Below are 18355 nucleotides of genomic sequence, written 5' to 3' on the forward strand. Positions count from 1 at the left end.
AGCCAGCTTCCTGCCGCACAAGCGCGGCGGCCCCGATGAAGTGGTCCACCATCGCGTTGGTACTGCTCGGCTGGCTGGGCGGATGTACCGCCATCRGATGGCTGCTGATGGCCTGCGCGGGCATGTTGTCCCAGTAAGCCACAACAGCGCGCGGGCAGGCATCTCACCGCTCTGCCACCGATTCACCGGGCTATCGGACCCTCGGCCACACGCCATTTCGTAACGGGGTATTTCAGYGGCGCGGCCGGATCCGGCTGCGCACCCCAATCATCACTGGCCCATTTTCCTCATTTCCCCATTTCCCCATTCCGAAGGCAAGGAGAGACCATGTACGATCACGCCGCCATGCCGCGCGAGAGCCACGGCGCCCTCACCGCAGGCGCCATGCAAGACACGCCAGCACCGCGCACGAGCCCCGCGCGCCGTGCTCGCGCCGCACGGGCGAACGTTGCCTGCGCCGACGTCCTGATGTCCGATATCGGCCTGCTCAAGCTGTGCCGCCACTGCGCAGAGCACTGGCCGGCTGACGGCGAATTCTTCGCGCGGGACACACGCCGCCGGGACGGCCTTGAACACATCTGCAAGGCTTGCCGCAAGGAACAACGCTCGGGCCGTTGAAGCGCGGCGCGCATGTACGGAATGTGAAGGCCGTCGCGCGCGGATGGCGCCCTCGGACGCGTCGCCGCACACACTGGCAAATATCACAATTCCAGCCAAATTCAATCAAAAACTAGGGTTTTCCCCAACATCGACAGGATATTCCGGCATATTCCACGCCAGATACGGATGTTCGTTTTGTCCTGTTGATGGTTCGTTCCGTCTATTCCCTCCCGTCCCTGGCGCCGCTATTGTTACGTTCAATAGTTACGTTCAATAACAATCCCCATCCCGCACCAGGAGACACGCGATGCGCACACAAGTCGCCATCATCGGCGCCGGCCCCGCCGGCTTGCTGCTCGGGCAGCTACTCGCAAAAGCGGGCATCGATGCGGTTATCGTCGAGCAACGCAGCCCCGACTACATCCTTGGCCGTATCCGCGCCGGCATCCTTGAAAGCGTGACCGCCGATGCGCTGGAGCGCGCTGGCGTGGCGCAGCGGCTGCAGCACGACGGCCTGGTCCACCATGGCATCGAACTGTCCTATGGCGGCAAGCGCCACCACATCGACTTCCACGCGTTGATTGGCCGCTCGGTCACGGTCTACGGCCAGACTGAAGTCACGCGCGACCTGATGGCTGCCCGGCAAGCCGGCAATGCCGTCACCATCTACGACGCGCAAGATGTCAGCGTGCACGATTTCGATACGGCCACGCCCGTGGTGCGGTATCGCAAGGACGGCCAGCAGCACGAACTGCGCTGCGATTTCATCGCTGGCTGCGACGGCTTTCATGGCGTCACGCGGCGCAGCGTGCCCGAGCCGTCCAAGCGCATCTTCGAGCGGGTCTATCCCTTCGGCTGGCTCGGCGTGCTCGCCGACACGCCGCCGGTGGCGGATGAACTCATCTACGCGAGCCACGAGCGCGGTTTCGCGCTGTGCAGCATGCGCTCGCTCACGCGTAGCCGCTATTACGTGCAGGTGAGCGCCGACGAACGGGTCGAGGACTGGTCCGATCAACGCTTCTGGGACGAGCTGCGCAGCCGGCTCGACGCCGGCGCCGCCGAGGCGCTGGTGACGGGCGCGAGCATCGAAAAAAGCATCGCGCCGCTGCGCAGCTTTGTGTGCGAGCCGATGCGCTTCGGCAACCTGTTCCTGGCAGGCGACGCCGCGCATATCGTGCCACCGACCGGCGCCAAGGGACTGAACCTGGCCGCCAGCGATGTCCTCTACCTGGCCGACGGCCTGATCGCGCGCTACCTGCACGACGATGCCAGCGAGCTGGACGCGTACTCGCAGAAATGCCTGTGCCGGGTCTGGAAGGCGGAGCGCTTCTCGTGGTGGATGACATCGCTCTTGCATCGCTTCCCCGATGCCGATGACTTCGCGCTGCGCATCCAGCAAGCCGAGCTGGACTACCTCACTGGCTCGCACGCCGCCCAGATGTCGCTGGCGGAGAACTACGTCGGCCTGCCGTATTGAAACCGCTCAATACGCGCGCGGCCATGCGGCACGCCTTGAGATACCAAGAAAACCAGAGCATTCGCCGCCAACGAGCGGCATAGCAGGAGACCCGCACCATGACGCCCCCAACCAGCGGCCAGCCGGCCGCCTCCCCTGACCGTGCGCGCCATCCCGGCGCCGGCATCGACGTCCAGCAGTTCATCGACAGCCAGCCGTTCTCGCGCTTCCAGTGGATCATCCTGATCCTGTGCTTCCTGATTGTCGCGGCCGATGGCTTCGACACCGCGGCGATCGGTTTTATCGCGCCGATGCTGGCCAAGGAATGGGGCGTCAGCCGCGCCCATCTCGGGCCGGTGATGAGCGCGGCCTTGTTCGGCCTGGCTGCCGGCGCGCTGGTGGCGGGGCCGCTGGYCGACCGCTTTGGCCGCAAGGGCGTGCTGGTCGGCTCGGTGCTGTGCTTCGGCGGCTGGAGTGTGGCATCGGCCTTCTCGAGCTCGCTCGAAGCGCTCACCGTCCTGCGATTCCTGACCGGCCTTGGCCTGGGCGCGGCCATGCCGAATGCAGTCACGCTGATGTCGGAGTACGCGCCCACGCGGCGCCGCTCGCTGGCGGTCAACGCCATGTTCTGCGGTTTTACGCTGGGCTCCTCGGCCGGGGGTTTTGCCGCGGCCTGGCTGATTCCGCACTATGGCTGGCATTCGGTCCTGCTGGTGGGCGGCGTAGCGCCGCTGCTGCTGGCCGTGCTGCTGATCCTCTTCCTGCCGGAGTCCGTGCGTTTCCTGGTGGCGCGCAAGGCCCCGGACGCGCGCATCGCCGCCGCGTTGTCCAAGGTGCACCCGGGCGTGCTGCGCGCAGACGAGCACTTTCACGTGCAAGAGGCCGCGCCTACCGGCGCTTCCTCGCTGCGCACCATCCTGATGCCGCAGTTCCGCACCGGCACCGTGTTGCTGTGGACAACGTACTTCATGGGGCTGCTGATCTTCTACCTGCTGACGAGCTGGCTGCCGACGCTGTTCGCCGACGCGGGCTACCCCATCGAGAAGGCCGCGCTCATCACCGCGCTCTTCCCGCTGGGCGGCGGCATCGGTACGCTGACCGTGGGCTGGCTGATGGACCGCGGCCATCCGTGGCGCATCGTGGCCGGCACCTACGCACTGACTGGCGCGCTGGTCTATGCAGTGGGCCACGGCGCCGGGGACGTGTTCCTGCTCGGCATACTGGTGTTTGCCGCCGGCACCTGCATGAACGGCGCGCAATCCTCGATGCCCACGCTGGCCGCCGGCTTCTATCCCACGCAATGCCGGGCCACCGGCGTGGCCTGGATGCTGGGCATTGGGCGCTTTGGCGGCATCGTCGGCGCGCTGCTGGGCGCGCAGATCCTGGGATTGGGATGGAGCTTCGGCAAGATCTTCGGCCTGCTCTCGCTGCCTGCATTTGTTGCCACCGCCGCGCTGCTGATCGCCTCGGCGCGGCCACGCACCGCGGCGCGCCCTGCCATTGGCCAGCACGATGCCGCGCACTGATCGCCGCGCCCGCCTTCAAACCTTCGATCCGATATTCGCCATGAACTCGCCACGAATGCCCGGGTAGCCCGGTTGCGTCCATCCATCATTGGGATGGTGTACCCGCACGGTTGGTTCGCTGGCCCACACACCCTGTGTTGCCACAGGCAGGAAACGGCACCGCCCGCTTTGCCTGCCGCCCGGCCGCCGCCTACCATGCTAGCAAAGGTAAGCCCGGTTACAGGGCGGCTGTACCAGAGAGAAATCGTGGTGAGGCGGGGACATTTTGGCGAATTACCTGGAAGAGTACTGCGCACGCATCCGGCGCGCAGCGGCAACGGCCGTGATCGACAAACCAGTGCTGGTGGCTCGCGATGGCATCTACGCGATGTGCTACGTGCCGTTCGAGCACAGCCATGAGCGCGCTCGGCTGATATTGGTGAGCACCACGCCCGGGCACACCCACGTGCAGCTGGCGGCGGAGCTGACCGAGAGCCTGCTGCAGCGGCATGCGCCCGGGCGCACCATCCAGCGCGAGAACAAACGGCGCGTGGAACTTGGCGGCCCGCTCGTGCGGCCCAACCTGATTCGCATGCTGGATCATTTCGGCATCGCGCAACTGGTCGGGCTGCCCGACGCCGTATCGCTTTGGGATGATGGTTTCGAGCGGCTGCAGCCGCTGGCCTTGCTGCCCTATGCCACCACGCGGCGCGGCCTGGCTTTCGATGGCGACCTGGAAGAGCTGATGGCGGTGCCGATGCTGCGCAGGGTGTTCGAGAACCTGTTCCTCGGCGCGCTCAGGCAGATGGATGACCAGGCGCTCTACCTGGCGCTGGGGCGCACTGCGTGGGCCGCGCTGGGCCATGCCGTCGACCGCGGCCTGCTGCAGCGCCGGCAACTGCTGGGCATGCTGCCCGTGCCCGCGCGCGCGGGCAGCATGGTGAAGTACTTCCTGCGCGAGGTCAGCGTCGACGCACTCTCCCCGCGAGACCCTGTGCGCCATCGCACCGCGTGGCTCGACGCCGCGCATGACGAACTGGTGGCGGCAGTGTGCCGGCAAAGGCAGCATGCTGCGGACGCGAGCCAGCCCGGCACGGCGCAGACCTGCCTGGAGGCTTGAAGCCGGCCATCGGCCACTTCCCGATATGCCGAAGCCATCACCCCACGTCGGTGGGGTTCATTTGGCACTTTGGCGCGCCGTTAGCCTTCTGTGAGGGAATTGCCTCCCTCGACATTCCCGATCGGCGGCCCCTTGTGGCCGCCTCTTTTTTTGTGCGGGCGCTTGCGCCCAGCCATTCAAACCCGCAGGTGCCAGGCCCGCAAGTACTGGAACAGGTCCAGCCCGTGCGTGCCGTGGAACCAGACGTGGCGCGACAACGCCAGTGCGCCCATCCACGAGGCCGCAACCACCAGCAGGTCGCATCGTCCGCTCTTCCACCAGTTCAGCGAATGCCGCCCGAGAATCCAGGGCACGCCGAGTGGGTTGGGCCAATCGGCCAGCAAGTGCATCAGCCCGCCACAGGCAAACCCGAATGCCGGCGCGGCCAGCGCATGCGCGCCCAGGGCGCGGTGCGCGAACACCAGCAGCGCCAGCCAGGCGATGCCCCAGTGCGTCCAGGTACGGTGCGTGATCCACAGCCGGCGGGACCTGGACCACCAGGCAACCTCCAGCCAGTCGGGCGCGCCGCCGCCGGCCACGCCCGCGAAAAAGGCAAGCACCGCGGACATGTGATACGGGCCGCCGGCACCGGACTGGGCGACCACCGCGGCGGCGATCAGGCCTGCCGCCCATCCGGTGGCGTGGTGTGCTTTGCTGGAAGCCATTACGTAGATGCGCTCATCGGGAGCCGTGAAATGAAGGGGGCGCAATGGTGGCAGATCGCACCGCAAAAGAACAGGGCGCGGAGCGCGGCTTGCACCTATGCGCCGCGCGCGCTAAGTTGGAAGTTGCTTGCGGCAAACGCGCCGCGCACCTTGGGAGGTGTCATGAGATCGCAAATTGCCCGGCAGGCCCGCGCAATCCTGGCGGCATCCCTGTGGCTAGCCGTGGCGGCGCATGGGCAGCCGGTGGAATCCGGGCCGCTCACCATCGGCGGCTCGCTGGTGGTGGAAGGCCCCCTCACCGTCCATGGCACGCTGACCGTGGATGGCAGCGTCCTTGCGCACGGCCCGCTGACCGCGGCCTGGTTTGCCAATCGCCCACCGGTCTATGGACAGCCGCCTGGCGCAGGGCGGCAAAAGGTGTTTCACGGCCCGCTCACCGTGCACGGGCCCTTGGTGGTGGAAGGCAACATGCTGGTCAACGGGCCGGTCAACGTCGATGGGCCGCTTAGCGCGGGCGGCAGCATCGACGCCGACGGCCCCATGCGCGAGCGGCGGCGCCAATGACGCGCATGGGGACCAGGCCGATTGAAGGCGCGCGGACGTGCGCCGGCCGGTCATCGCGAACGCCGCGCCGCCGATGATGAGCGCGGCCGCGGCCGGCAGCGTGGCAAAGCCGAACCACACCAGCAGCAGCGCGAAGGCGCCGATGGCGGTGGGGCCGATCAGGCGGCCGGCTGGATGGGAGTGGGTCGGCATGGCAGTGGTGTCGAGAGTCGGTGCGAGAGCCAACGCGAGACGCAGGCGATCCCGCATGGACTGCATGSGTGGYCATGCCCCTGCCGCCTGTCTTGGCAAATACGGCTATGCGATGCGCGCGCCGTTTGACGATTTGCGAGGGAGAATAAACAGGGGCTTCCCATCGCGAAAAAAGGGCGCTATAATCGCGCCCCTCGCGACACGAAATGTACATGACGTAGCGAGCAAGTCTCAGTCCCCATCGTCTAGAGGCCTAGGACATCACCCTTTCACGGTGAGTACAGGGGTTCGAATCCCCTTGGGGACGCCAGTTTCGAGAGCAACGCCACCAAGCGCAGCCTCAACACGAGCGTCGGAAACCGCAACAAGCGGGTTCCACAGCCACTGCGGAGTGGTAGTTCAGTTGGTTAGAATACCGGCCTGTCACGCCGGGGGTCGCGGGTTCGAGTCCCGTCCACTCCGCCAGTCAGTATAAGTAAGGGTTTGCTGCAATCGAAATAGCAGCAAGCCCTTTTTTTATTCCAGATCCGGAATGCCTGCCCTTGATGCGGCACCCGGCGCGAGTCGCATTTGAAGGCGCCGCCCGGCGTCTGCGCGGAGCGCTAACGCCGGCACCAGTGCCTGCAGATCAGGCCGAGCGACGCACACCTGCGCACCGCCATGCCGCCCCGCCCACGCCTTCAGCCCAATGCCGCCGCGCGCGGCAGCCTGACCACGAAGCTCGCCCCCTGCCCTTCCTTGCTGGTGACCACGACCTCGCCCTGGTGCAGGTCGACCGCCAGCCTGACCAGGTAGAGGCCAACGCCTGCGCCTGCCGTGCCGGCGACATTGCCGCCGCGCACAAATCGCTCGAAGATATGCTCGCGGTCCTTGTCCGGGATGCCCAGGCCGTGATCGGACACGGACACGCGCATCATGTCGGGGCCGCCGGAAATATGCACGGTGACCGGGGTGCCTGCGGGCGAGTACTTGATCGCGTTGCCGACAAGGTTGCTGAAGGCCTGGAACAGCAGCTTGGCGTCGCCATGGAAGATCTCGTTCAAGCCCGGGTCGATGATCTCCTCGATGACGGCCGCGGGGGAACTCTCGCGGTGCATCTCGCAGACTTCGTGCAGCAGCAGGGTCAGTGAGAAGTCGACGCCTTGCAGCGTGGCAAGGCGCCCGCCGTCCAGCAGTTGCGAGGAATCGAGCAGGTGGTCGATCAGGTTGGTCATGCGCCGCACGGCAACCCGGATCCGCCCGCAGCGCTCGCCGAGGACTTCGGCGCTCGGCGCCTCCTTCATGCGCATGAGCCGCTGCGCGTGGCCGTCGATCACATTGAGCGGCGTGCGAAACTCGTGCGAGGCCATCGAGACGAAATTGCGCTGGAGCACTGCCAGGCGCCGCTCGTTTTCCAGCGTGTCCAGCAGCATCGTGGTTTGGGCGGCCAGCGCCGCCTTGCTGCGCTCCAGTTCGATCGTATTGTCGCGAAAGCGCACCACGGCGCGGGCGATTTCACCGATCTCATCCTTGCGCCCGGCCCCGGGGATCTCCACGTGAGGATCGTTGTCCATGATGCGGTGCATGCGCTCGACCAGCCCCGCAATGGGGTTCGACACCGCCCTGACCAGATAGATCACCGCCGCGATCACGAGCAAGCCCGACACCAGGATGACGCCGGCAATCAGTTGCCGGGCCTCGTGATAGGCGTCCGCCTCGCGCTCGGTTGCCTGCGCGGCGCCGACGACGTTGCGCTCGGTCAGCACGCCCAGCGTGCCATTGGCCTGCTCGAAGGCGCGGCGCGACTCGCCGCGATAGAGCGCCACGGCCTGCGTCGTGTCTTTCTGGTGGGCCAGCGAGACCACGCGGTCGACCAGTTGCCGGTAAGCCGACCATTGCGTCATGAACTGCTCGTAGAGCGCCAGCTCGGCCGGATCGTGCTCGATCTTGCCATAGCGGGCCTCGACCTCCTTGATCACATCGTCCAGCCGGCTGATCTGGCCCTCGGCCGCGCGCAGGTCGGCACGCGTCGTCGCGATCAGCGCGTCGCCCTCGAACGCGCGGTAGTCCGAAATATAATTGTTGAGGTCGCCCAGGATACGGTTGCTCAGCAGCCAGCGGCCGCTGATCTGTGCCGACACGCTGTGAAAGCTGCTGAGCCGGTTGATGCCGAACAGGCCCACACCCACCACCAGCAGCAGAAACAGCACGAACACAAGCGACAGCCGGACGCGAATCGGCCTGAGCATGGGCACTGAATCGGGCAGCCCGACCAGGCGCCGCCCCAGGCCGCGACGCACTCGCCGGCTGGCGGGCGCCGGACGAATCGAGTGATTCATAAGACTTTTATCCAGAATTTCGCTACGCTGTACGTTGGCGGGCCGCAAGACGCGGCTCGCTGCCGCCACCAAGGACCAGCATGACCGATGCCCGCCGGAAGATCCTCTGCATCGAGGACGATGCCGAAACGGCCGCACTGATCGCCGAAGAGCTGATCGAGCGGGGCTTTGCCGTGAACATCGCGCACGACGGCCAGCAAGGTTTTGCCGCCATCCTGCGCGACACGCCGGACCTTGTCCTTTGCGACGTGAGTATGCCAGTGATGACCGGCTTCGAACTGCTGGAGAAGATCACTTCGCTGGCGCCGCGCTTTGCCGACATGCCCTTCGTGTTCCTCACGGCACTGGCGCAGCGCGAGGCCGAGCTCAGGGGGCGCAGGCTCGGGGCCGACGACTACGTGACCAAACCGGTTGATTTCGACATATTGTCCAGCATTGTCGAGGCTCGCCTTGCCCGGGTTGCGCGCACACGGCCGGCCCTGCCTGCCGTGCAACTCAGCGAGCGCGAAGTGGAAGCGCTGGTTTGGTCGGCACGGGGCAAGACCTCGGGCGAGATCGCCACCATCCTGGGCCTGTCCAAGCGCACGGTCGACTTCCACATTGACAACGCACGCCTGAAACTCGGCGTGGCCACCCGCATCGAAGCGGTCGTCAAGGCCGCGTCCGCCGGCATCATCAAGCCCTAGCAGCGCGGCGCCGCCCGGCCTACTGTGATCAATCACAGTACTCGGCGGCGGCCAATCCTCATAGAATCGGCGCAATTTCATCGCTCCCGGAACACGGGTTAGCGGGATTTTGCGACCAGGGCGCCAGCCCCGGGGTCCACGGCGTCATGGCCGGATCTACCCGCGCCGACGATATGAGCAGACTTCAGCAGCAACGACCCACGCGAACCGAGGTTGATCCCACCGCCAGCCGCGCGAGCGCGCCTGTGTATCCCCATGCGGATGATCAGCGCCGCGCCACGACGCTGATCCATGTGCGCGCAGGCGGCGCGGCAGGCACCTCCGATGCCGACCTGACCGCCTTCCTGCTGGCCGCGTGGCGCAAGCTGCAAAGCGCGAGCCACCGCCCGCCGCAGTGCCCGCGTTGCCGCGCCCGCAAGTCGACCTTTGACGGCATCGATGGCAGCGGCCTGCCGCTCTTTCATTGCGCCGGCTGCCGCCAGCGCTTCAGCCGGCTGACCGGCACGCCCATGGCGCGGCTCAGGCTGGAGGACAAGGCGGAGGCCTTCTTCAACCTGGCCTCCCAGCAGGTGTCGGTCGCCGAAGCGGCGCGGCGCCTGGGGATCAAAAGCGAAACCGTCAGGCATTGGTCGATCCAGGCCCGCTTGTGGCTGCTGAAACTGGATCGGCAAGGCGACTGGGAGCGGCGCGTGCAGCTAGGCGTGCGCTACGCTGTCCTGCCGGCAAGCACCCGCGGCGAGCCCGCAAGCGCGGCGCGCGAATGCAAATGCAAATGCACCATCGCCTCCGACGATAGCGACGCGCTCGCCGAGATGGAAAGCGCGCCCCTGTTGATCCGGGTGTGCCCGCTATGCGAACAGATGGCGCATTAGCATGGAATAAAACAGCCCAAGGAAAGGCGGGATCCTCTTTCAATCTATCCTCGACCTGATTTAACTCTCAATACCATCGATCTGAATTTATTTCGATGTGGATATTCTGTCTCCTTTAAATACAGGCATCTATTAATTTCGCACGCCTGATATAAAGCGCACCGCGAAATAGATAGTCCCGGCCGCCTTCTCCTTCGCCCCCCAATTTTGCTGGGAATCGCACACGAACAAGCGCCAACACGCGTCAAAACACACTGACCGGCTTGCGACAGGACATGGCAATCCGATGGATTTCGATTGCGCATTTCGCCATCTCCATCCGGAATTTTCGACGCTTTACCCCAATACTCCATGCGGGTAATCCACTAAATTTCCGAAAGCCATTTTCAATGTTCTGGAAGGGCAATTGAAAGCTTGCCCTGTCATAACTGTTACAAGTAGCGATGGGAGTGTTTATGATTAAAAAACCAACTAATAGAAAAGTTGGAGCAGCCGTCATCCTGGCCTTTTCGGCTCGGGTCGCATGGGGTGTTCAACTGAGCGGAGATACCGATCCGGTCCCGCTTGTTCCGCCTGTGCAAAAAGCGCCTGCTGCCGGCAAAGCGCCAGCCAGCGGGTGGGATCAGGCGGCGCCGCGCGGCGCCGGCGCGAGCGCCACGCCGGCGGCCACGCTCAGTGCCGAAGAAAAAACAAAGGGCCTCGTTGGCCCCGGGTTCTCGCTGTGGGAGCTGTCGGAGGAGTTGCGCGCCAACAACCCGCAACTGATCCAGGCGCGCTCGCTCTATATGGCGGCCAAGGCCACGGTGCCGCAGATCGCCGCGCCAAACAACCCGCAGGTGGGCTTTATCTGGGGCAACCTGCCCAAGAACAGCCCGCTGGCGCTGGCGCGCGCCGAGAGCTTCAGCTATACGCTCACGCAGTCGATCCCGTTCCCCGGCAAGAAGGCGCTGGCCGCCGATATCGCCAACACGCAAGCCGAATCGATCGACGCGCAGCGCGACGCCCTGTACCTGCAGCTCTACGCGCAATTGAGCACGACCTACTTCCAGGCGCTGGCGCAGAAGGCGCAGCTCGATGTGCTGCGCCTGAACCTCAAGCGGCTGGAGCAGGTCAAGCAGGTGGCACGCATCCGCTACGCCAACAACGCGGCGGGCTATGTGGACTACCTCAACGCCCAAGTGGCACAGAGCAGCGCGCAGAACGATATGTTTGGCCTGGAGCGCCAGCATGACAACGCGCTCAAGGCCATCAACACGCTGATCGGCAAGAACCCCGAGTTCCCGCTGGAGCTGCGCCCGGACGCCAGCGCGGCGCGCCTGCCGCCCACGCCGTTGCCCGAGCTGGAAGACATGGCGCTGCGCGATCATCCCAATGTGCGGACATCACGCTTCCTGGTGGAAGCGGCCGAGAAGGGCGTGCGCCTGGCCCGCAAGGCCTACCTGCCGGACTTCCAGATCATCGGCACCTTCAACGGCAGCAACCCGCCGCTGGGCTTCAAGCCGGCCAGCTACGGCATCGAGTTCGACGTGATCATCCCGCTGTTCTTCTTCACCAAGGAGAAGTACGGGGTGGATGAAGCCGTGGCCAACAAGGTGGCGTCCGACGCCAATGACCAGTCGGTGCGCCAGCAGACGCTGCTGGCCGTGGATACCGCGCACAACAACCTGCGCCAGTCGGTGAACCAGGCGGAGTTCCTGCGCCAGCGGCAACTGCCGGAGGCCATGACGGCCTACAAGATGGCCTTCACCAACTACGCCAACAACAACGCCGATTTCACCGATCTGCTGACCGCCAGTTCCGCGCTCAAGAATGCCGAGCTGGCCGTGACCCAGGCCGAATCCGATGCGCGCCAGGCGTACTACACCCTCGCCGCCGCGCTGGGACAAGAGAAATTCTGACGGTCGCGAGGCCTTGAACCTATGAACAAGAATCTGATGATCGGTGCCGGCTTCGTGGTGGTCCTCGCCGGCGGTATCTGGGGCGGGAAATACTGGGCCCTGGCACAACAGCCCGAACAGGCACAACAGGCACAACAGGCCCAACGGGCACAACAGGCGGAGCGAGCCGGCAAGGCCGGCATGGCCGCGCCCTACGCCAAGCCCGAGACGGCGAAACCGCGCCGCGTGCCGTCGCTGCTGACGCTGCCTGAAGGCGGCTTCGACCCGAACGCGGTCAAGTCCGCGGTGTTCAGCGCGCAAGCCGTGACGGTCGACACGCCCACGCCCGGCAAGCTGGCCTACAACGTGCAGCAGGCCAAGCTGGCCTCGGCCCGCGTGGCCGGCCGCGTCGAGCGCATCCTGGTGTTCGAGGGGGCCGTGGTGCGTGCCGGCCAGCCGCTGGCCGAGCTGTACTCGCCCGAGTACATCTCCGCGCAGAACGAATTCCTGCTCTCGCATAACGCCTTCAAGACGCTCAACAACAGCGACCTGAAGGAACTGGTGGACGATGCCCGCCTGACCATGCAGTCGTCCGAGAACAAGCTGCGCGTGCTGGGCGCGACCACCGAGGACATCGCCCGCATCCGCGAGCGCGGCGTGGCTTCCGACACGCTGACCATCCGCGCGCCGATCGGCGGCACCATCGTCAAGCGCGACATGGACCCCGGCTCCTACCTTAACGTCGGCGATTCGCTGATGAGCATCATCGACACCCGCTCGATCTGGTTCACCGGCAACCTGTACGAGAACGACATCAAGAACGTGCGCCTGGGCCAGGTCATCGAGATCGAGACCCCGGCCTACCCGGGCCGGCACTACCGCGGGCGCGTCAGCTTTATCGCGCCCAATGTCGACGCCGATACGCACACCCTGCAAGTGCGCTGCGACGTGCCCAACCCGGATGGCACGCTCAAGCCGGAGATGTACGCCACGGCGCGCATCGTCACCGGCAGCGCGCAGGCGCTGGTGGTGCCGCAATCGGCCATCGTCAAGGACCAGGGCAAGCTCTACCTGATGACGCAGCCGGACGACAAGCACATCGAGCGCGTGGCCGTGCAGGGCACGCCACGTAGCGATGGCACCTTCCAGGTCACCGAAGGCGTGCCGGCCGGCGCGTCGGTGCGGGTGGTGACGCAGGGCGGCATGCTGCTCAACGAAATGCTGCTCAAGCAGGAGGCCTGAGATGGTCTTCTCGCCTATCAGAAGCATCCTCAAGCGGCGCCTGGTGATCGTCTTCCTGGCCGTTGGCCTGCTGGCGGCCGGCGTGCTGAGCTTCCTGCAGCTGCCGCTGCAGGCGTACCCGGGCGTGGCGCCGGTCACGGTGCAGGCCATTACGCAGTGGCCTGGCCGCAGCACGGTGGAGGTCGAGCAGCAGATCACGATCCCGGTGGAGAACGCGCTGGCCAGCGTGCCGGACGTGCAGTCCTTCCGCTCGGTCTCGCTGTTCGGGCTGTCGGTTGTGACCGTCAAGTTCAAGGAGGGCGTGGATAACTTCAAGGCCCGCCAGAACTTCGTCACCTACCTGTCGCAAGCCAACCTGCCGCCGGGCGTGCAGCCCAACCTGTCCCCGGACGGCGACGCCACCGGCGAAATCCTGCGCTACCGGATCGAGGCCGACGGCATCGACGTGACCACGCTGAAGACCTACCAGGACTACAACGTCTACAAGGAAATCAAGCACGTCCCGGGCGTGGCCGACATCACCGCCTTTGGCGGCAAGGTCAAGCAATACCAGATCGTGCCGACGCCCGAGAAGCTGCAGGCCTATGGGCTCTCGCTCAAGCAGGTGGTGGATGCGGTGTCGAACGCCAACGCCAACACCGGCGGCGGCCTGATGAAGGCCGGCGAGCAGCAGTTCGTGGTGCGCGGCGTGGGTCTGCTGCAAACGCTCGACGACATCCGCAACGTCACCGTGTCGGTGTCCAGCGGCGTGCCGGTGCGGGTGCGCGATATTGCCGAGGTGCGGGTGGGCAACACGCCGCGCCTGGGCATGGTGCAGTTCGACCAGTACGACGATATCGTCGAAGGCATCGTGCTGATGAAGCGCGACGAGAACGCCACCGAGGTCCTGGCGCGGGTGCGCGACAAGATCGCCGACATCAACCAGAACGTGCTGCCCAAGGGTATCCAGGTCAAGACGTTCTATGACCGGCAGAACCTGCTCGACATCACCATGGGTACCGTCGAGCATGCGCTGTTTGTCGKCATCTCGCTGGTGCTGATCGTGCTGTTCATCTTCCTCGGCAGCTTCCGCGCCGCAGCGGTGGTGGCGGCGGTGATCCCACTGGCGCTGTGCGTGTCGTTCATCAACATGGCCCACTTCAAGGTGCCGGCCAACCTGATCTCGCTAGGGGCGATCGACTTCGGGCTGATCGTGGACGCGGCGGTGATCGTGATGGAGAACATCATGCGCCACCTGGAGGAGGGCGAGACCAACGTGGAGGATGGCATCGTCAAGGCCACCAGCGAGGTCCAGCGCGCCATGATCTTCTCCACCGGCATCATCATCGTGGCCTACTCGCCGCTGTTCTTCATGGGCGGGGTGGAAGGCATCATCTTCAAGCCGATGGCCTTCACCATGGGCTTCGCGCTGCTGGCCTCGATCGTGCTGGCACTGACCTTCGTGCCGGCGGTGACGTCCTTTGTGTTCCGCGGCTCGCTGCGGCCGCACTCGCCGAAGTTCATCGCGGTGATCCTGCGCGCCTACAAGCCCCTGCTGCGCAAGCTGCTGAAGAAACCCGGCCTGGTGTTCCTGGCTGCGTTCATCGGCTTGGCCGGCACGCTGTACAGCTCGCGCTACCTTGGCACCGAGTTCCTGCCCACGCTGGAGGAGAACAACCTGTGGCTGCGCATCACGCTGCCCAACACCGTGGATCTCGACTATTCGGCGTCCATCTCGCGCGACCTGCGCGGCTTCTTCCGCCAGCAGCCCGAGGTGAAAACCGTGTCGGTGCAGATTGGCCGGCCGGACGACGGCACCGACTCCACTGGCGTGTTCAACCAGGAATACGCGCTGTACTTCAAGCCCCCGGCCGACTGGCCCAAGGGTGCGACCAAGCAGCAGGTGGTGGAACGCCTGTCCAAGCACCTGGATCGCATCCCGGGCATCGAGTACAACTTCTCGCAGTACATCCAGGACAACGTGAACGAGGCGCTGTCCGGGGTCAAGGGCGAGAACTCGGTGAAGATCTACGGCTCCGACCTGGTGACCCTGCAGGACAAGGCCAAGGAGGTCGAGTCCATCCTGAAGAAGGTGCCGGGCCTGGCTGACGTTGGCATCTTCAAGGAACTCGGCCAGCCCACGCTGAACATCACGGTGGACCGCGAGAAGAGCGCGCGCTTCGGCATGAACGTGAGCGACATCCAGTCCGCCGTGCAGTTCGCGATTGGCGGCGACAATGTGACCAACATCCTGGAAGGCGAGAAGACCTTCGGCCTCTCGGTGCGGCTGCACGACCAGTCACGCAACAACCCGGACGTGATCGGCCGCCTGCTGGTGGATACGCCTGACGGTCAGCGCATTCCGCTGTCGATGGTGGCCAAGGTGGAGGCTACCGACGGCCCGTTCTTTGTCTACCGCGAGACCGGCAAACGCTATATCGCCATCAAGTTCGGCGTGCGCGGGCGCGACCTGGGCAGCGCGGTGGCCGAGGCGCAGGACRAGGTCAACGCGGCGGTGACGCTGCCGGCGGGCTACAGCATCTTCTGGGATGGCCAGTTCAACCAGATGAAGATCGCGCAGAAGAAGCTGGCGGTGATCGTGCCGCTGACCATCCTGGTGATCTTCCTGCTGCTGTACAGCACCTTCGGCAACTTCAAGGATGCGCTGATGGTGGTGCTGAACGTGCCGTTCGCCGCCATCGGTGGCTTGCTGGCGCTGCATATCGCGGGAGAGACCTTATCGATCTCGGCGGGCATCGGCTTCTTGTCGCTGTTCGGCATCGCGATCCAGGACGGGGTGATCCTGATCTCCTACGTCAACCGGCTGGCGCAGTCCGAGGATCTGCACGAAGCCGTGGTCGAAGGCGCCGCGCTGCGCTTGCGCCCGGTGGTGATGACGGCCATGCTGGCGGGCCTGGGGCTGTTGCCCGCGGCGCTGTCGCACGGCATCGGCTCGGAAGCGCAACGGCCGCTGGCGCTGGTGATCGTGGGCGGCATGGTGACCACCACGCTGCTGACGCTGCTGGTGCTGCCGGTGGTGTTCGCCTGGGTCAACCGCCATCGCGGGCGCAAGGGCGGCCCGGACGCGGCCTCGCTGACGCCGGCTGAAGGTATTTGAACCTGAACCAACCAGTGGCTGGTCCGCCCCGAGGCGGACCAGCCACGCAATGGGAGTCAATCATGAGCATGCGAAAAAATGCACCGGCGGCAATGCTGGCCATCCTGCTCTGCGCCGGCGTAGGCGTAGCCGGGGCTGCATCGCAAAAGTCGTCATCGGGCGGCAAGGGACCGTCGGCGCAATCGGGCCAATCCGCCAAGCAGGCGAGCCGGAACTCGGTGCTGCCGTCCAACGTGCGGAAGTAACCGGCCGGCGCGCCTCAGGCGCCGAGGGGAATCAAGCCCTGGTTCCCCTCGGCGCCCGCCTCGAACACGTTGCGCAGCCATTGCACGAACACCCTCACCCGCGACGATAGCTGGCGGTTCTGCGAATACAGCACGGACACCGGCATCGGCGGCGGCGGCAGGTCCGCCAGCACGACCTGCAAGCGGCCCTCCCGCAGCTCCCTTGCCACCCGATAGCGCGGCACCTGGACCAGCCCCAGCCCGGCCACCGAGGCGCCGGTGTAGAGATCGGCGCCAGTGACCGAAATGGCGGCCGCTAGTTGCACGGCCGTCACGCGGCCAGCTACCGTAAATTCCAGTGGCACTGCCTTGCCGGTGCCGCTGGAGATGTAGTTGACCGCGCGATGCGCCGGCAATGCATCAAGATCCGCCGGTTCGCCATAGCGAGCCAGGTAGGCCGGGCTGGCCACGGTCACCTGCTCCAGCAGCGCAACCCGGCGCCCCACCATCGACGAGTCCTGCAGGTTGCCCGCGCGCAGCACGCAATCCACCCCCTCGCGCACCAGGTCGACCAGCCGGTCGTCCTCGCCGATATGGATTTCCAGCTCGGGATAGAGCGCCAGGAAATCCGGCAGCACCGGCACCACGAAATGCCGGGCCAGCGTCCCCTGCAGGTTCACGCGCAGCAGGCCCTTGGGCGCGGTATCCCTGAATGACCCCTCCGCTTCTTCCAGGTCGGCTATCAGGCGCACGCAGCGCCGGTAGTGCGCTTCGCCGTCGTGCGTCAGCCGCACCGTGCGGGTGGTGCGCTCCAGCAGCCGGGCGCCGAGCCGGTGTTCCATGCGCTTGATCAGGGTGGTGATGGTGGCGCGCGGGATCCCCAGGTCTTCGGAGGCCTGGGTGAAGCTCTGGCGCTCGGCAATGCGCACAAAAGCCTGCATTTCCTGGAATCGGTCCATGCGTAGCTGAACGGGGCCGGAGTGGGCAATGAAAGACCCAGGGGCGCCGTATTGTTAATGCAGATGGAGCAATGATATCAATTCTCCACCAATTATCTTTGCATGGGAATGGTCCATGATCCATTTCACCAACCCACCACCAGAAAGGAAACGGATCATGCGCAACGCCAACCCCACCCAAGTCGCCATCGTCACGGGCGCATCCCGCGGCATCGGCGCCGCCGTAGCCAGGCGTCTGGCACAAGACGGTTTCGCCGTCGCCATCAACTACGCGGCCGGCGCGGCCCAGGCCGATGCCCTCGTGGCCGAGCTGAAGGCCGCTGGCGCGTCGGCCATCGCAGTGCAGGCCGATGTGTCCAAGGCCGACGATGTGCGCCGCCTGTTCGAGATCACCGAGCAGCAACTGGGCAAGGTGAACGTGCTGGTCAACAACGCCGGCGTGCTCAAGACGGTACCGCTGGCCGACACCAGCGACGCGCTCTATGACCAGACTTTCGACATCAACGTGCGCGGCACCTTCAACACCCTGCGCGAAGCCGCCGCGCGGCTTGCCGACGGCGGGCGCATCGTCAATTTCTCCAGCACCACGCTGGCGCTGAACATGCCCGGCTATGCCGTCTACAACGCCACCAAGGCGGCGGTGGAAGCGTTCACGCACGTGTTCGCCAAGGAACTGCGCGGGCGCGACATCACGGTCAATGCGGTGGCCCCGGGCCCGATCGCTACCTCGCTGTTCCTCGACGGCAAGACCGAAGAGCAGATCCAGGCCTTCGCCAAGATGCCTCCATTGCAACGCCTGGGCCAGCCGCAAGACATCGCCTGCGTCGTCGCCTTCCTCGCCGGCCCGGATGCCGGCTGGGTCAACGGGCAGATCCTGCGCGCCAACGGCGGCGTGGCCTGATCGCTCGCGCAACACGGGGCCACGCATCGCCACGCACG

General features: G+C 65.6%; 15 protein-coding genes and 2 tRNA genes. 14 read left to right on the forward strand and 3 right to left on the reverse strand.

Annotated elements, in window-relative coordinates; all coding sequences use genetic code 11:
- Positions 1 to 327 precede the first annotated feature (327 nt).
- The 4 genes from AC1DS3_RS05980 to AC1DS3_RS05995 all read left to right on the forward strand — a co-directional run bounded on the left by AC1DS3_RS05980 (position 328) and on the right by AC1DS3_RS05995 (position 4681).
- Positions 328 to 618 (forward strand): hypothetical protein, encoded by a 291-nt coding sequence (locus AC1DS3_RS05980; RefSeq protein WP_441636119.1) that lies wholly within the window; start codon positions 328 to 330, stop codon positions 616 to 618.
- 289 nt (positions 619 to 907) lie between these two features.
- Positions 908 to 2077, forward strand: coding sequence for a 4-hydroxybenzoate 3-monooxygenase (pobA, locus tag AC1DS3_RS05985; RefSeq protein ID WP_441636121.1), 1170 nt, complete (start codon positions 908 to 910; stop codon positions 2075 to 2077).
- 98 nt (positions 2078 to 2175) lie between these two features.
- Positions 2176 to 3582, forward strand: a complete 1407-nt coding sequence (locus AC1DS3_RS05990) for an aromatic acid/H+ symport family MFS transporter (RefSeq protein ID WP_477126840.1) — start codon at positions 2176 to 2178, stop codon at positions 3580 to 3582.
- 265 nt (positions 3583 to 3847) lie between these two features.
- Positions 3848 to 4681 (forward strand): hypothetical protein, encoded by an 834-nt coding sequence (locus AC1DS3_RS05995; RefSeq protein ID WP_441636125.1) that lies wholly within the window; start codon positions 3848 to 3850, stop codon positions 4679 to 4681.
- 176 nt (positions 4682 to 4857) lie between these two features.
- Here the strand turns inward: AC1DS3_RS05995 and AC1DS3_RS06000 are convergent, their stop codons facing one another.
- Entirely contained in the window at positions 4858 to 5385 is a 528-nt protein-coding gene (locus tag AC1DS3_RS06000) for a metal-dependent hydrolase (protein WP_441636127.1), read from the reverse strand.
- A gap of 162 nt (positions 5386 to 5547) precedes the next feature.
- Between AC1DS3_RS06000 and AC1DS3_RS06005 the strand changes: the two genes are divergently transcribed.
- The 3 genes from AC1DS3_RS06005 (at position 5548) to AC1DS3_RS06015 (ending at position 6606) form a co-directional block, all read left to right on the forward strand.
- On the forward strand, positions 5548 to 5949 hold the full coding sequence (locus AC1DS3_RS06005; RefSeq protein ID WP_441636129.1) for a hypothetical protein: 402 nt from the start codon (positions 5548 to 5550) through the stop codon (positions 5947 to 5949).
- A 426-nt stretch (positions 5950 to 6375) separates the two neighbouring features.
- A tRNA-Glu gene (locus tag AC1DS3_RS06010) sits at positions 6376 to 6451 on the forward strand.
- A gap of 78 nt (positions 6452 to 6529) precedes the next feature.
- A tRNA-Asp gene (locus tag AC1DS3_RS06015) sits at positions 6530 to 6606 on the forward strand.
- Between the two features lie 215 nt (positions 6607 to 6821).
- On the opposite strand, the gene AC1DS3_RS06020 is transcribed toward AC1DS3_RS06015, so the two are convergent.
- Positions 6822 to 8459, reverse strand: a complete 1638-nt coding sequence (locus AC1DS3_RS06020; protein WP_441636131.1) for a sensor histidine kinase — start codon at positions 8457 to 8459, stop codon at positions 6822 to 6824.
- A gap of 80 nt (positions 8460 to 8539) precedes the next feature.
- Between AC1DS3_RS06020 and AC1DS3_RS06025 the strand changes: the two genes are divergently transcribed.
- The 6 genes from AC1DS3_RS06025 to AC1DS3_RS06050 all read left to right on the forward strand — a co-directional run bounded on the left by AC1DS3_RS06025 (position 8540) and on the right by AC1DS3_RS06050 (position 16478).
- Positions 8540 to 9145, forward strand: a complete 606-nt coding sequence (locus tag AC1DS3_RS06025; RefSeq protein WP_441636133.1) for a response regulator transcription factor — start codon at positions 8540 to 8542, stop codon at positions 9143 to 9145.
- Between the two features lie 173 nt (positions 9146 to 9318).
- Positions 9319 to 10017, forward strand: coding sequence for a transposase (locus tag AC1DS3_RS06030; protein WP_441636135.1), 699 nt, complete (start codon positions 9319 to 9321; stop codon positions 10015 to 10017).
- A gap of 575 nt (positions 10018 to 10592) precedes the next feature.
- A complete protein-coding gene (locus AC1DS3_RS06035) occupies positions 10593 to 11915 on the forward strand; it encodes a TolC family protein (protein WP_441636137.1) in 1323 nt (440 codons plus the stop codon).
- 21 nt (positions 11916 to 11936) lie between these two features.
- Positions 11937 to 13136: an efflux RND transporter periplasmic adaptor subunit gene (locus AC1DS3_RS06040; RefSeq protein ID WP_441636138.1), complete on the forward strand. Its 1200-nt coding sequence runs from the start codon at positions 11937 to 11939 to the stop codon at positions 13134 to 13136.
- Between the two features lies 1 nt (position 13137).
- Positions 13138 to 16233, forward strand: coding sequence for an efflux RND transporter permease subunit (locus tag AC1DS3_RS06045; protein ID WP_477126841.1), 3096 nt, complete (start codon positions 13138 to 13140; stop codon positions 16231 to 16233).
- 62 nt (positions 16234 to 16295) lie between these two features.
- Complete coding sequence (locus tag AC1DS3_RS06050; RefSeq protein WP_441636142.1) at positions 16296 to 16478, forward strand: hypothetical protein; 183 nt, start codon at positions 16296 to 16298, stop codon at positions 16476 to 16478.
- Between the two features lie 14 nt (positions 16479 to 16492).
- Here the strand turns inward: AC1DS3_RS06050 and AC1DS3_RS06055 are convergent, their stop codons facing one another.
- Complete coding sequence (locus AC1DS3_RS06055) at positions 16493 to 17416, reverse strand: LysR family transcriptional regulator (protein WP_441636144.1); 924 nt, start codon at positions 17414 to 17416, stop codon at positions 16493 to 16495.
- A gap of 157 nt (positions 17417 to 17573) precedes the next feature.
- On the opposite strand from AC1DS3_RS06055, the gene AC1DS3_RS06060 reads away from it, so the two are divergent.
- On the forward strand, positions 17574 to 18317 hold the full coding sequence (locus tag AC1DS3_RS06060) for an SDR family oxidoreductase (RefSeq protein ID WP_441636146.1): 744 nt from the start codon (positions 17574 to 17576) through the stop codon (positions 18315 to 18317).
- Positions 18318 to 18355: the final 38 nt, after the last annotated feature.

The sequence above is a fragment of the Cupriavidus sp. 01L46 genome (assembly GCF_056399905.1).